The following is a 14,340-nucleotide window of genomic DNA, read 5'->3' on the forward strand; positions in this document are numbered from 1 at the left end:
GATAACCGGGCGCCGTAGCCGTGCGGGAGAGTCCCGGGTCCGCTGAGGTCCCGGGCGCCGAAGGAGCAGCACCTCCCCGTCAATCTCTCAGGCACCAGGACCGTACGGGAACCGGCGCCTCTGGAAAGTGGTGGCTGCGGGCCGCCCGCCCAAGGTGAAAGGCGCTCGGTCCCATGGCCCGGCCGCCGAAGCTCTCAGGCGCCGCGACAGAGGGGGAGGGTCCTGTGTCGGCCCCTACGGCCGGCCGCCCTACCAGGGAGCCGTGGTGACCCAGAGCTTCGCAGACCGGCATATCGGACCCGACGGCGCCGGGTTCGCGCATATCCTCGCCGAGATCGGTATCGCGTCCGCCGATGAACTCGCCGCGGCCGCGCTGCCCGCCGCGATTCGTGACACCTACCCTCCTACGGGCGATACCGATCCCCTCGCGGGCCTGCCACCGGCCGCGACCGAGCACGAGGTGCTGGCCGAACTGGCCGCGCTCGCGGCGACCGACACAGTGGCCACCTCGATGATCGGGCTCGGCTACTACGACACCCTGACCCCGCCCGTTCTGGTGCGCAATCTGCTGGAGAACCCGGCCTGGTACACCGCCTACACGCCCTACCAGCCCGAGATCAGCCAGGGCCGGCTCGAAGCGCTGCTCAATTTCCAGACCATGGTGACCGACCTGACCGGTTTGGACGTGGCGAACGCGTCCATGCTGGACGAGGCCACCGCGGCGGCCGAGGCGATGACGTTGATGCACCGGGCCGGTCGCGGCCGCGGGACCCGCCTGGTGGTCGACCGTGATCTCTTCCCGCAGACGCGCACCGTGCTGACCACCCGCGCCGAACCGCTCGGCATCGAGCTCGTGGAGACCGATCTGGCCGGCGACGGGTTGCCCGACGGCGAGTTCTTCGGCGTCTTGCTGCAGTTGCCGGGTGCTTCCGGGCGCGTGGTGGACTGGACCGACATCATCGCGCAGGCCCATGAGCGCGGTGCGCTGGTGGCCGCCGGCGCCGATCTGCTCGCCCTCACCCTGATCACCCCGCCGGGGGAGCAGGGGGCCGATATCTGCTTCGGTACCACGCAACGATTCGGCGTGCCCATGGGGTTCGGTGGCCCCCATGCCGGCTATCTCGCGGTCCGCACCGCCCACGCCCGCCAGTTGCCCGGCCGCCTGGTCGGGGTGTCCAAGGACGCCGACGGCGCCCCGGCCTACCGGCTCGCCCTGCAGACCCGGGAACAGCATATTCGCCGGGAGAAGGCCACCTCCAACATCTGCACCGCGCAGGTGCTGCTGGCGATCGTCGCCGCAATGTATGCCTGCTACCACGGTGCCGACGGATTGCGAGATATCGCGCGGCGGGTGCACGGTCATGCCGAACGGCTCGCGGCGGCGCTGGGTGAGGCCGTCGTCCACGACAAGTATTTCGATACCGTCCTGGCCCGCGTGCCCGGCCATGCCGAGAGCGTGGTCGCCAAGGCCGCCGCCCGAGGGATCAATCTGCGCCTGGTGGATGACGACCACGTCGCCGTCGCCTGTGACGAAGCGACCACCGAGGACCATATCGCCGCGGTGCTGGATGCGTTCGGTGTCGCGCCCGCCGAACCCGTCTGCGCGGGTATCGCCGATCGCACCTCGGAGTTCCTCACCCACCCGGCGTTCACCCGCTACCACACCGAAACGGCCATGTTGCGGTACCTGCGGGCGCTGTCGGACAAGGACATCGCGCTGGACCGCAGTATGATTCCGCTCGGCTCCTGCACCATGAAACTCAATGCCACCGCGGAGATGGAGCCGATCACCTGGCCCGGCTTCGCCCGGTTGCATCCGTACGCACCGGCCACCGACGTGCCCGGCCTGCTGCGGGTGATCGACGACCTGGAGCGGTGGCTGGCCGAGATCACCGGATACGACTCGGTGAGCCTGCAGCCCAACGCAGGCAGCCAGGGGGAGTACGCGGGTCTGCTGGCCATCCGGCGCTACCACCGGGACCGCGGCGATACCGGGCGCGATACCTGCCTCATTCCGTCCAGCGCCCACGGCACCAACGCGGCTTCCGCGGCCATGGCGGGGCTGCGTGTGGAAGTGGTGAAATGCCGGGACAACGGTGATGTCGATCTCGATGATCTACGCGCCAAAATCGCCGACCACGCCGACCGGCTGGCCTGCATCATGATCACCTACCCCTCCACGCACGGCGTGTACGAGCACGAGATCGCCGACCTGTGTGCGCTGGTCCACGACGCCGGCGGCCAGGTCTACGTCGACGGCGCGAACCTGAACGCGCTGGTCGGGCTGGCCCGGCCGGGCCGGTTCGGCGGTGATGTCAGCCATCTCAATCTGCACAAGACGTTCTGCATCCCGCACGGCGGCGGCGGTCCCGGTGTCGGGCCGGTCGCGGTGCGTTCGCATCTGGCCCCGTACCTGCCCGGGGACCCACTGATCACCGATTCGCACGCCGTCTCGGCGGCGAACTACGGTTCGGCCTCGATCCTGCCGATCACCTGGGCCTATATCCGGATGATGGGGGCGGACGGTCTGCGCCGCGCCACGCTCACCGCGATCGCGTCGGCGAACTATCTGGCCCGCCGGCTGGGGGAGCACTATCCGGTCCTCTACACGGGCGCAAACGAGATGGTCGCCCACGAATGCATCCTGGACCTGCGTGAGATCACCAAACGTACCGGCGTCACCGTCGACGATGTGGCCAAACGGCTGGCCGACTACGGATTCCACGCACCCACCATGAGCTTCCCCGTGGCGGGCACGCTGATGGTGGAGCCCACCGAGAGCGAGGATCTCGCCGAACTCGACGAGTTCGCCGAGGCGATGATCGCCATCCGCCGGGAGATCGACCGGGTTGCCGCGGGGGAATGGCCGGTGGACGACAACCCGCTGCGCAACGCCCCCCACACGGCGGCCTGCCTGGTCGCCGACTGGGACCACCCGTACAGCCGGGAGACCGCGGTGTACCCGCGCGGGGTCACGCATACCCGGGCCAAAGTATGGCCCGCGGTGCGGCGGATCGACGGTGCGTTCGGCGACCGCAACCTGGTGTGCACCTGCCCACCGCTCGACGCCTACAGCGACTGAACGAGCTGATTCGCGGACGCCGACCGAGTACCGTCCCGGCATCGAGAGTTCGGCTGCACGGTCGCCGAGGTTCGCACTCCCGGGACTCCGGCCGGTCGGCGTTCGGTTACCCCGGCCGGCCCGGTGCCGTACCGGCGGTTCGATCAACCGTCGGCGGTGCGGGTTCGTGCGCGGAGGACGGTGCTTCCGGGAGTCCCCGGCCGGCGTACTCTGTGGCGCGTTCCGGGTAGAACTGCCGTGTAGCAACTCCGTGTGCCGATCACGCGGCCGGCCGCGTGATCGGTATGCGCCACCCGGTGTGTGCCGACGGTAGTGGGCAGGGGACCCACTACTGCTACTGCGGAGAGCTGAAGTTTTTCGCCGCGGCGATACCCGGGAGCTGGGCCGCGCACTCCGGGGTGCTGGCGGCGACCCATGACCGCGTCCTTGGGTCAGGGAGTGGTCAGCGCGCTGACCATGGCCGTCCCGAATTCGAGATCGTTACTGGTGGGCAGGACCTTGTAGGTGCCTCCGGTGCGTTCGGCGAGGGCGCTCAGGGTATCGGCGCCCACGCCACCGACGACGATCACATCGATGCGGACCGGGGTCTGCGGGCTGCCCGCGTCCTCGATGGCCGCCGACAGGTCGGCACCGGTGAGGGCGGAACCGTCGTCCGGGCCGTCGGTGACCAGCAGGATCGAATTGGTGCGGTCGGCGGCGTAGTTCTCGATCGCGCTGCGGTAGGCGGCGAGCAGCGCCGGGTAGCACTCGTCGGTATTCGCGGCCGCCGCCTCGATATCGCCCAGCGAACCCATGAGCGTGCCCCGGTGCTCGTCGGTGAGCGGAGCGGTATCGACGACCACGTCGTACGGGTTGCCGTCCCCGGTGCCCGCGCCGAATGTCCAGATTCCCAGACCGAATTCGGGTGGCATGACGTTGACCGTGGAGGCGAGGGCGCCGACGGCATTGGTCAGCCGGCTCTGTTCACCGTCGGTGGTCGCCATCGACGCCGAAACGTCCACGAGGGCTGTCGCGTGCACCCCGAGGACCGGATTGTCGAGGACTGTGCGGAGCCGGTCCAGCGCGGCCCGCGGCGGAGCGGGGACAGGCTCGGCCGGTGGGACGGCGAAACCGGCGGCGACCAGATCACGCTGCTGTTCCGGTTTGCGCAGATATTCGGCGAACAGGCCCGCGATCAGGTTCTCGGCCTTGTCCACCCAGGGCCCGGACATCAACGCGGCCGGATAGTCGGCCACCGGTGCCGCGCCGGCCGGCAGGTAGTACGTGGCGCCGGGGTTCGCCGCGAGCAACCGCTGGGTCACCGGCACCGCGTGGACCGCGGCCTCGGCCGGTGCGGCCGCCGACAGCGCCGTGATCGCCGCCGAGGTGTCCGTGATCTCCGGCGCGGCGGCCGCCAGCGCCGATACCGCGGAAATTGCCTGCCCGCCGGTCGCCGCTTCCTCGGTCAGCGGCTCGGTTCCGGAGATCGCGCCCGCCACCGCGGCGGCCACCGCCAGCGCGGTGTCGCCCGGTGGCAGCGCCAGCTGCAGGCCGTTCCAGCCCGGTAGTCCGATGGCTTCGAGCGAACCCTGTTGCAGCCGGGGTAGATCGGCCCAGGAGGTCTGGGTGGCCGCGAGCGCGTGACGCAGCACTTCGGGAACGGCCAGCACGATCGGGCTGGCCGCGATGGAGCGCGGAGTGCCCTCGATCAGGCCGGGCACCCGCATCGATTCGATCTGCCTGCTCGATACCGGAATCCACAGTGCCGGCCGGGGTCCGAGCACGGGATTCCAGGTGGCATCGGAAGTGAAGGCAGCGACCAGGTCCGCGGCCGGCCGCTCGGTGACCACCACCTCCGCGCAATGGTCGAGGACCACCGGCCGGGTCTCGTTGTAGCGGGCCGCGATAGTACGCACCGGATCGGCGATCTCCGGGTCGACGGTGACATCGAGGACGGCGCGACCCTCCGCGCAGGTGCCGCCGGCCGTTGTGCCGCCCGCCGAATCCGGGCCTAGTTGCCACCAGCCGACGACGACCGCGAGCAGGGCCACGACCACCACCGCGGTGATCACCGGCCCCTTGCTGATTTCCCGGGAAGAGCCGGTGCTGCGATGGGTACCCACGGCCAGTCAGTGTAAGGAGCCGAACGCGTTTGTGGCGCCACGGACGGAGGGTCCGGACACGGCTGGGATACGCCTCGGGTCCGTAGCGACCGAGACAAGCCGCGCGCGGGGCCCGGCCGACGGGTGTGAAGTCGGTCGAGAGACCCGGACCCGCGACGCTGGAGGCGGCGCAATCAGCACCGCCCCCAGTGGCGCACCCGTTATTCGCGGATCATCTTTCCCCGGTCGAATTCGTGCCCGCCCCACACCCCGGACTGTCCGGTCCGTTCGGCGAAGCCGCGGCAGTCCGGCCGGATCGGGCACCGGCCGCAGACAGCACGCGCGTACTCGAAGTCCTGCGATGGATACGGAAACCACGCCTCGTGGTTCGGGTCGCCGCGACAGGCGGCGCGGTGCCAGCCGTGGCTGTCGGATATCGGCAGCAGATCTGCCAGCACTTCGACGGTCATATCGATCCCCTCCTCTCGCGGATCGGTTCAAGATGTCGCGGCCAGGTGCTTCCACACCCGCCGCTGTTCACGGGCCAGCGGTTGCGGCGCCCGGGGTTCCCAGAGCAACCGCATCCCCGCCTCTTCCGGAGTGCGGTCGGCCTTGCCGGTATTGCAGGGCACACAGCAGGCGATCAAGTTCTCCCAGGTGTTGGGCCCGCCCCGGCTGCGCGGCCGGATGTGGTCGACGGTCGGCGCCCAGTCACCGCAGTAGCCGCACCGGTTCCCGTCCCGCCGCAGCACCCCGGCATGGGTGGCGCGGCTACCCGGCGACCGGACGGCCATATGGGCCAGGTATCGGTAGCGCACCAGCCGGATGGTCTCGGGCAGCATGATCTCCGTGTGCCGGGACCGGATCGGGAAATACGGCCGGCGGACCACGACCGATTCGGCGATACCGCTGATCAGCAGCACCACCGCGCGATCGGCGGTGACCCGGTCCAGTGCCTCGTAGCTGGCATTGAGCACCAGCACTCGACTGTGTATCCAATTGTCCGGCGTAAGGGTCACCGGTTCGGTGACAGCGGGGATCGGCATGGGAATCACCAGGTTTCGACAGCCGGGAACACCCGGACTTCAACAGGGGAGAATGCGAACGCGTCAGCGACGCTGCGGGAGGAGCCGGTCGATCGGCGAATCGCCGCTGGTTTTCGGCTGCCGCGGCTGTTCGGTGTTCATCGGCCGGACCGGCATCACGGCACACTGCCGCGACTCTGCGCTCGAACCGATACCGCTGTACATCGGTGCGATGGGATACAAGACCACTCCTCCCTCCGGGAAATCGTCGGCCGACCCTGTGGCGACCGGGTGGAATACATGGTGGCACAGGGCCGTAGCGGTTGTCGGCTCATTTTTTTTCGCGGTCTGCGGATCCGGGGCCGCCCGAGAGGTCGCCTGAGTCCGTGTGGGACGGCAGCGGGGAGGGATCGCGACGGGCATGGGACGCCGCCGGCGGTCGTGTTCGGCGATAATCCTGCTCCGTCCGGAGAGTCTGCGGCGACACTCCGGCGTCCGCCGTTACTGTTCCGCTGGCCTCCGGTGGGCGGGGGCCCGCCCCTGGTCTGGAGCGTCGGAGCGGGGAGCGGAAGAGTGAAGGCCAGGGGTCGGCAGGCCCCGGCCCTGCGACGCCGGAGGCGGCGCAGGCAAACGCAGCTCACCCGGCGGTCGAAGCGGCACTACCGGTCGGTAACATAAACATCGACTTTCCACCCGGTATTCGCGGAAGTGAGGCACGTAGATGACAGAGCGGAAAAAGGTCGGCGGGCTCGAGGTTGCCACCGTTCTCCACGACTTCGTAGAGAACGAGGCGCTGCCCGGCACCGGCGTCGATTCCGCCGCGTTCTGGGCCGGCGCCGAGCGGATCATCAATGAATTCGCTCCGCGCAACCGGGCCCTGCTGGCCGAACGCGACGAAATCCAGGGCAAGCTCGACGCCTGGCACAGCGAGCACCCGGGCGCGAACTACGACCGCTCGGCCTATAAGCAGTTCCTGGCCGAGATCGGTTATCTGCGTCCCGAACCCGCGGATTTCACGATCGGCACCACCGGTGTCGACGACGAGATCAGCAGCACGGCCGGTCCGCAGCTGGTCGTACCGGTCAGCAACGCCCGCTTCGCCATCAATGCCGCGAACGCGCGCTGGGGTTCGCTCTACGATGCGCTCTACGGCACCGACGCCATCCCGGAGACCGGCGGCGCGGAAAAGGGCTCCGGCTACAACAAGGTGCGCGGTGACAAGGTCATCGAATGGGCGCGCAATTTCCTCGACGACGCCGTCACCCTGATCACCGGCTCGCATATCGGGTCCACCTCCTACGCCATCGTCGACGGCGAGCTCGAGGTCGGTCTGGAGGACGGCACCACGATCGGTCTGGCCGACGCCGGGCAGCTGGTCGGCTATATCGGCGATCCGGCCGCGCCCAGCGCGATCCTGCTGAAGCACAACGGCCTGCACATCGAGATCCAGATCGATCCCGAATCGCCCATCGGCAGCACCGATACCGCCGGTGTCAAGGATGTCGTGATCGAATCCGCGGTCACCACGATCATGGACTTCGAGGATTCGGTCGCCGCGGTCGACGCCGACGACAAAACCCTGTGCTACCGCAACTGGCTGGGCCTGATGAAGGGCGACCTCGCCGAAGAGGTCACGAAGAACGGCAAAACCTTCACCCGCACCATGAACCCGGACCGCGTCTACACCGCACTCGACGGTTCCGAACTGGCGCTGCACGGCCGCTCGCTGCTGTTCGTCCGTAACGTCGGCCATCTGATGACCAGCGACGCGATCCTCGACGCCGAGGGCAACGAGGTGCCCGAGGGCATTCTGGACGGCATCATCACCTCCCTGATCGCCAAGCATTCGCTGCGCGACGATGTGGCGCTGACCAACAGCCGCACCGGGTCGGTGTACATCGTGAAGCCGAAGATGCACGGCCCGGACGAGGTCGCTTTCACCAACGACCTGTTCGCCGCGGTCGAGGATGTGCTAGAGCTGCCGCGCAACACCCTCAAGGTCGGCATCATGGACGAGGAACGCCGCACCACGGTGAACCTGAAGGCCTGCATCAATGCCGCCGCGGACCGGGTGGTGTTCATCAACACCGGCTTCCTGGACCGTACCGGCGACGAGATCCACACCTCGATGCTGGCCGGCCCGATGATCCGCAAGGCCGAGATGAAGACCCAGCGCTGGATCCTGGCCTACGAGGACTGGAACGTCGATACCGGTATCGCCGCGGGTCTGCCCGGTAAGGCGCAGATCGGCAAGGGTATGTGGGCCATGCCGGACCTGATGGCCGGGATGCTCGAACAGAAGATCGGCCATCCGAAGGCCGGCGCGACCACCGCCTGGGTGCCGTCGCCGACCGCCGCCACTCTGCACGCCACCCACTACCACCTGGTGGACGTGTTCAAGCGGCAGGCCGAGATCGCCAAGGGCGGGGCACGCGCGAGCGTCGACGAGATCCTGGAGATCCCGCTGGCGGCCGATACGAACTGGAGCGAGGAGGAGAAACAGCAGGAGCTGGACAACAACTCGCAGTCGATCCTCGGCTATGTGGTGCGCTGGATCGATCAGGGCGTGGGCTGCTCCAAGGTCCCCGACATCTCCGATATCGGGCTCATGGAAGACCGTGCCACCCTGCGTATCTCCAGCCAGCTCATGGCTAACTGGCTGCGCCACGGTGTGGTCACCACCGATCAGGTGATCGCCAGCCTGGAGCGGATGGCGCCGGTGGTCGACCGCCAGAACGCCGGTGACCCGAACTACCGGCCGATGGCACCGGATTTCGCCGGAAGCGTCGCCTTCCAGGCCGCGAAGGATCTGATCCTGGAGGGCACCACGCAACCCAACGGTTACACCGAGCCGATCCTGCACCGCCGCCGCCGCGAGGCCAAGGCCGCATGCAAGTGAGTGATGTTCAGTGGTTGAAAAGTAGCTTCTGACAGCTCTTTTCGAACTGAGGCCCCTCACCTGGAACACCGGGTGAGGGGCCTCTTCAATCACTGGCGATCAGCTTGGATACTGGCCCGTCACGCTCAAAACGGTCACAAAAACGGTCACACGCGGGGCAGGTCGCCGATGTCGGAAAGTGCTGTCCTACCAGCGCTGATGGGTGCCGCCATCTTTGATGAGTACGGTCGTGGCGTAACGAGAGCGCGAGACCTAGGGGGGCGGCCGACGGTGCGTAGCTCGGATACAGTGGATCGGCCGCTGCGTCAGTGGCCACCGGAATGAGGTCCGAGCGTCAACCGCTTCCGCGACCCGCATGGCCGCGCAACTCAGCGAGCATGTTCTTCTTCCGGTGTGTTCTCGACCCGAGGCCGACGAATTCTGGTGGAAGCCAATCTTTGGCAATCTTCCGAATGGGGGGTGCTGCCGGGTTTCGGGACACTCTGGAGCGGCTTTCGCGCGGAAAGGAACCGATCAGCACCTATTCGCAGGACCCAGCCGATATCGTCGCCGCGATGCACCGGCACCGGGTGACCCCTGTCGCATACGGCAGCATCACCTCAGACGCCATGAGACCTGGATGATGCCGAGCAGGGCTGTCCCTCCCGAGACGTGCTGCGTGGCCTCGCCGAGTACGGCGAAGATCACCAGGACGACACACCAGGCCGCGGCGTGCCGTAGATCCACAAACGTACCTGTCCGTCCATCGGCGTAGCACCACGCTCTGTGCCGTCTCGGGCGCGAAGACAGCGACGGCCGCCCCGGCAACCGCCACGGTGGGTGAGATCACGACCGGTTCGCCGGACGATCGACGGCCGCCGCGCTCACCGTCTCAGCCCTGGCGGGCGCTCACACACCTGCACGGTGGCGTGCGTGTAGTTCTGCCAGGCGCAGTGCGGCGAAGGTCACCGCGACCGCCACGAAACCGGCGACCGTTAAGAGCCAGTTGATGTCCACGGCAGGTTGCCAGCGCACCCGGCCGTCGGCGACCGCGTAGGCGCCGACGGGCTTGGCGCCGACACCGAAGCTACCGCCGACGGTGACTATCCATAGGCTAGGGCGGCAGGCCCGGGCGCCTCACCTGTCATTGGTCATGAACGCGTAGGCCCAAGGCAATACCCGCCACTCGGTCGCTCGAGTGTTGACCGGTGGATCCGGTCGAGTTCGGCGGCGGCGCTGCGGCGAAGTAGTGGGTCGGTCTACTTCACACCTGTGTGAGGCCGCCGTCGACGGGCAGTTCGGCGCCGGTGATGTAGCTGGACTCCGCCGATGCGAGAAACACTGCCGTCGTAGCGACGTCGGCTTCGGTGCCCAGTCGGCCGGCGGGAATCGCCGCCAGCGCCTGAGATTTGAATTGCGAAGGCAACGTCTCGAACGAGGGGGTGCGAATCGCGCCGGGGCTGAGGACATTGACGCGGATGCGCCGCTCTTTCAAATCGGTGGTCCACGTGCGTGCGAATGATCGCAGTGCGGCTTTACTTGCCGCGTAAACCGTGCTTCCGGGGCTGCCCTGGACCGCGGCCGCCGATCCGTTGAGGATGATCGAAGCGCCGTCGGTCATCAGTGGCAGTAGCTTCTGCACGGTGAAGAAGGTGCCTCGGACGTTGACGCCGAAGACTTCGTCGAAGGACTTCTCGGTCACCGCACCCAGTGGTTCATCGAAAGTGTGATTGCCGGCGCTCGCGAACAGTACGTCGACCCGGCCGCTTCGCTCGGTGACGGCCTCGACCAGACGGTCGAGGTCCTCGAGGTTGCTCACATCGCCTTGTACTCCGGTGGCGTTGCGGCCGATTGTGGCGACGGCCTCGTCCAATTTGTCTCTGCGCCGTCCAGTGATGATGACGTGCGCGCCTTCCTCGGCGAACAGCCGGGCGGTCGTGAACGCCATTCCGACCGTGCCGCCGGTGACGACTGCTGTCTTGTCGTTGAGCTTGAGCATGGTGGCCTTTCCGAGTGCCGATGATTCGGTGGTCTCGGAGGTGAGGTTAACACCAAAATGAGGCTCCCCTCGACTTATGGTGAGGGGGGCCTCGACTTTGGTAAGATTGTGGCATGCCGGCCGTCGAACCCTCTTTGTCGTCCCGCCGGGACGCACGCCTCAATCGCGAGCAGTTGATCGCACATGCCAGGACTGCCTTCGCCGAACAAGGTGCGATGGCTTCGCTCGAAGGGATCGCGCGAAGTTCCGATCGTGCGATCGGAACTCTCTACCGGCACTTTCCTCGCCGCATAGACTTGCTGGTGGCCGTCTACGGAGCGCATCTGCAGAAATTCCTCGACGATATCGAGGCCGGGATGGACTCGGCCGATCCGTGGGACGGGTTCTGCGCCTTCCTGCGCGTGCTGTGCTCGGCCCAAGTGGGCGATCGCGGCTTCTGCGACTTCGTATCGAAGCGTTTCCCTGATGACGAGCGCACCGAAGCTCTGCACAACCGCCTCTGCGGACTTGCCGAGCGAGTTCTTACCCGAGCGCAGGAAGCGGGCGTTGTGCGCCTGGATGTCACCACTGCCGATCTCGTCATGCTGCTCTGGGCGAGTAGCAGGGTCGCCGAGGTCACCGATGGTATCGCGCCCCGGGCGTGGCGGCGAAACCTGGACTTGGTGCTCGACGGCTTCCGTGTTACCGACGGGCACGACCTTCCGGAACCGCCGCTCGACGATACGCGGCTCTATCGGGTGATGGCCCGCCTGAACGGGTAGTACTCGGGGGTATCGCGACATGCCATGAACGGTGGTGCTCTACGGCCCCGCCGCCCAACGCTGTTTTTCTTCCCGACGAGGTGACGCGATGGCCGACCGGGATCGGCACGGGCGTGAACCGGCTCGCCGGTTTCGGCGAACCCCTCGGTGGGGAATGGGCCGCGTTCCCGCAGGATCGGCACCACGGTTTCGGTGAAGATCTCCGGTCCGCCGGGGTGGTCACCCTCGCCGCGGACCTGATCGCCCGGACACCAATCCCGGAGCGCAGCGGGTGGGGGCTCGGGACGCTCCCAGTGTGTCGATCAGGCTTCGTGCGTTTCCGTGCCGGTGGCGCGCAGGGCGCGCAGGGTGGTGTCGGTCACATGGTCGAGGTAGTGCGGCTCGGCCGGTGCCTGTCGTACGACCATGCGCCAGTAGATGAGGGCGGCCACGAGGTCTTGGGCCATTTCCATATCGGTGTCCGCTGGGAGATCACCCCGGTCGATTGCCCGCGTCAGGAGTGAGCGCAGGTGGGCGCGCCGTGGCTTCGCCAGCGACACGGAGATCGCTTCGGCGAGCGCGGGTGTCCGGTGTGCTTCGGCAATCAGATCCGGGATGATCTTGGCGTAGGGCTCCGAGGCGAGCCAGGCTGCCATCGACTCCGCGGCAGCGCGCATATCCCGGCGGAGGTCGCCGGTCTCGGTGACGTCCGCCATGGGGACGCTGATATCGGCGAGCACTGCGAGCACCATGTCCTGTTTGGTGGGCCAGCGACGGTACAGGGCACTTTTGCTGGTGCCCGCTCTTTTGGCGACGCCTTCCATCGACAGCCGGGCGTAGCTGCGCTCGACGAGCTCGGCGAGGACGGCCTTGATGATCGCCGCGGTGACGTCTGGCTTGAGAACGGCTGCTCCGGATGGTGCGCGCTGGGTCATATTGATCACCCTAGCCTATGGACGGGACGGTACCGGCCGCTCTATGGTACATGGACGGGACGCAACCGTCTCGTCCGTTCCATTGGAGAAGCTCATGACGTTCAGCTCCCCAGAATCCCCCCGAGTTGTGGGCGATGGTTCACTCGCGGCCCGCCTGGCCCGGTCGGACGGGCTCCACCCGCCCCGTTCGCTCTCCGGTGCCGAGCAGGAGCGGTTTCTGGCCGAGGCGCATATCGCCGTACTGTCCGTCGACGCCGGCCCGGGCCGGCCTCCGATGAGCATCCCGCTCTGGTACGACTACGACCCGGGCGGTGACATCGTGGTCAACACCTCGGTCTCCAGCCGGAAGGCCCGACTCATCCGCACCGCGGGCGTCGTCACGCTCGCGGTGCAGCGCGCGGCCCCACCGTACCGGTACGTCGTCGTCGAGGGCCGGGTGGTGGACGACATCCATCCGGCACCGATCGCGGTTCGGCGGGATATCGCTCGGCGCTACCTCAGTGCGGAAGGCGCGGATGCGGCGGTCGACCGGTACGACCCCGACGACCAGGTGTTGTTCGTTATCCGACCGCAGCGTTGGTACTCGGCCGACTTCTCGGGCGCATCCACCCCCGCGGCCGACGATCCGCTCGGGCCGGCCGGTCCCGCACGTCCCGTCCACGACACCGGAGCCCGTCATGGCCGGTGATGCCCTTTCCGAGCAGAGTCCCGTCGACGCCGATACGCCACGCCTGCGGCGCGGCACGGTGACCACAGCGGGGATGATCTTCCTGGTGGTGGCGGCCACGGCGCCGCTCACCGCGCTGAGCTCCAATATCTCCATCAGCATCGGTCTCGGCGCGGGTACCGAGACCGTGGGCTATCTGGTTCTCGTGGGTGCGCTGCTGGCACTCTTCGCCGTCGGTTACCTGGTACTGGCCCGGTATGTCGTCGAACCGAGCGCGTTCGCGGCATTCGTGACATTCGGTCTCGGTAGGCGTCTCGGCTCCGCCGCCGCCTTCGTCGCGGCGCTCGCGTACGGCCTCGCGTCGACGGCGATGGTCGCGGCCACGGGGTACTTCGCCGAGCTGGCGCTGGCCTCGTACCTCGGGTCCTCGCCCCCCTGGTTCGTCCTGTCGGCGGTGGCGCTGGGTGTCGTCGCGGTCCTCGGCGTGCGCGGGCTCGATATCGCCCAGTGGGTGACGGCTCTGCTCTGCACGGCGCAATTCGTCATCATCGTCGTGCTGTTCGTGGCTGTGCTGGTCCAGCGACCGGCATCCGCGTGGTCGCCCGTCGGGCTGCTCCCGACCGAACCCTTCTCGGGCGCCGCCTCGCTGACGCTGGTGTTCTGCTTGGTCTGTTTCGGTGGCTACGAGGCCACCGCCGTGTACGGCGAGGAAGCGCAGGCCCCGCGGCAGAGTATTCGCCGGGCGACTTTCGGTGCGCTGGGGCTGCTGCTGGTCGTCTTCGCGATCGGGACCTGGACTCTGCAGGCCGCTCACGATGATGTGGTCGGAGCGGCGGGGGGGGGGGGGGGGGGGGCGGGGGGGGGGGGGGGGGCCGCCCGCGGCCGCGGGGGGGGGGGGGCGGGCGCCGGGGGGGGGGGGGGGGGGGGGGGGGG

General features: G+C 67.9%; 9 protein-coding genes, 2 pseudogenes and 2 riboswitches. Of the genes and pseudogenes, 5 read left to right on the plus strand and 6 right to left on the minus strand.

Annotation, left to right across the window (positions count from 1 at the left end; all coding sequences use genetic code 11):
- The first annotated feature begins 13 nt into the window (after positions 1-13).
- A riboswitch (glycine riboswitch) is annotated at positions 14-113 on the plus strand.
- A gap of 4 nt (positions 114-117) precedes the next feature.
- Positions 118-213: riboswitch (glycine riboswitch) on the plus strand.
- Positions 214-265: 52 nt separating this feature from the next.
- On the plus strand, positions 266-3,082 hold the full coding sequence (gcvP, locus tag QH195_RS01935; protein ID WP_280434115.1) for an aminomethyl-transferring glycine dehydrogenase: 2,817 nt from the start codon (positions 266-268) through the stop codon (positions 3,080-3,082).
- Positions 3,083-3,513: 431 nt separating this feature from the next.
- On the opposite strand, the gene QH195_RS01940 is transcribed toward gcvP, so the two are convergent.
- From QH195_RS01940 to QH195_RS01950, 3 genes are all read right to left on the minus strand, one after another.
- The gene (locus QH195_RS01940; RefSeq protein ID WP_280434116.1) at positions 3,514-5,184 is read right to left on the minus strand and encodes a VWA domain-containing protein; all 1,671 of its coding nucleotides are present in this window, start codon (positions 5,182-5,184) and stop codon (positions 3,514-3,516) included.
- Positions 5,185-5,384: 200 nt separating this feature from the next.
- Positions 5,385-5,633 carry a WhiB family transcriptional regulator gene (locus tag QH195_RS01945; RefSeq protein ID WP_033242055.1) on the minus strand — a complete coding sequence of 83 codons (249 nt, stop codon included), beginning with the start codon at positions 5,631-5,633 and terminating at the stop codon, positions 5,385-5,387.
- Positions 5,634-5,660: 27 nt separating this feature from the next.
- Positions 5,661-6,209, minus strand: a complete 549-nt coding sequence (locus QH195_RS01950; RefSeq protein WP_280434117.1) for an HNH endonuclease — start codon at positions 6,207-6,209, stop codon at positions 5,661-5,663.
- A gap of 700 nt (positions 6,210-6,909) precedes the next feature.
- Between QH195_RS01950 and QH195_RS01955 the strand changes: the two genes are divergently transcribed.
- The gene (locus QH195_RS01955; RefSeq protein ID WP_280434118.1) at positions 6,910-9,087 is read left to right on the plus strand and encodes a malate synthase G; all 2,178 of its coding nucleotides are present in this window, start codon (positions 6,910-6,912) and stop codon (positions 9,085-9,087) included.
- A 594-nt stretch (positions 9,088-9,681) separates the two neighbouring features.
- On the opposite strand, the gene QH195_RS01960 is transcribed toward QH195_RS01955, so the two are convergent.
- Both QH195_RS01960 and QH195_RS01970 read right to left on the minus strand, forming a co-directional pair.
- On the minus strand, positions 9,682-9,813 hold the full coding sequence (locus tag QH195_RS01960; protein WP_280434119.1) for a hypothetical protein: 132 nt from the start codon (positions 9,811-9,813) through the stop codon (positions 9,682-9,684).
- 517 nt (positions 9,814-10,330) lie between these two features.
- A complete protein-coding gene (locus tag QH195_RS01970) occupies positions 10,331-11,065 on the minus strand; it encodes an SDR family NAD(P)-dependent oxidoreductase (RefSeq protein WP_280434120.1) in 735 nt (244 codons plus the stop codon).
- Positions 11,066-11,178: 113 nt separating this feature from the next.
- On the opposite strand from QH195_RS01970, the gene QH195_RS01975 reads away from it, so the two are divergent.
- A complete protein-coding gene (locus tag QH195_RS01975) occupies positions 11,179-11,826 on the plus strand; it encodes a TetR/AcrR family transcriptional regulator (RefSeq protein WP_280434121.1) in 648 nt (215 codons plus the stop codon).
- 302 nt (positions 11,827-12,128) lie between these two features.
- On the opposite strand, the gene QH195_RS01980 is transcribed toward QH195_RS01975, so the two are convergent.
- Positions 12,129-12,740 (minus strand): TetR/AcrR family transcriptional regulator, encoded by a 612-nt coding sequence (locus tag QH195_RS01980; RefSeq protein ID WP_280434122.1) that lies wholly within the window; start codon positions 12,738-12,740, stop codon positions 12,129-12,131.
- Between the two features lie 154 nt (positions 12,741-12,894).
- Here QH195_RS01980 and QH195_RS01985 point away from each other — a divergent pair.
- Together QH195_RS01985 and QH195_RS01990 are read left to right on the plus strand one after the other, a co-directional pair.
- A pseudogene (locus tag QH195_RS01985) lies at positions 12,895-13,341 on the plus strand (pyridoxamine 5'-phosphate oxidase family protein); the annotation flags it as partial.
- 76 nt (positions 13,342-13,417) lie between these two features.
- Positions 13,418-14,340 (plus strand): annotated as a pseudogene (locus QH195_RS01990) (amino acid permease); the annotation flags it as partial.

It is taken from the genome of Nocardia carnea (genome assembly GCF_029868855.1).
Taxonomy (GTDB): domain Bacteria; phylum Actinomycetota; class Actinomycetes; order Mycobacteriales; family Mycobacteriaceae; genus Nocardia; species Nocardia carnea_A.

Excerpts from the sequence above, each read along its gene's own strand:
- QH195_RS01945 (WP_033242055.1), bottom strand. The coding sequence starts at position 5,633 with ATGACCGTCGAAGTGCTGGCAGATCTGCTGCCGATATCCGACAGCCAC.
- QH195_RS01950 (WP_280434117.1), bottom strand. The coding sequence starts at position 6,209 with ATGCCGATCCCCGCTGTCACCGAACCGGTGACCCTTACGCCGGACAAT.
- QH195_RS01955 (WP_280434118.1), top strand. The coding sequence starts at position 6,910 with ATGACAGAGCGGAAAAAGGTCGGCGGGCTCGAGGTTGCCACCGTTCTC.
- QH195_RS01970 (WP_280434120.1), bottom strand. The coding sequence starts at position 11,065 with ATGCTCAAGCTCAACGACAAGACAGCAGTCGTCACCGGCGGCACGGTC.
- QH195_RS01975 (WP_280434121.1), top strand. The coding sequence starts at position 11,179 with ATGCCGGCCGTCGAACCCTCTTTGTCGTCCCGCCGGGACGCACGCCTC.
- QH195_RS01980 (WP_280434122.1), bottom strand. The coding sequence starts at position 12,740 with ATGACCCAGCGCGCACCATCCGGAGCAGCCGTTCTCAAGCCAGACGTC.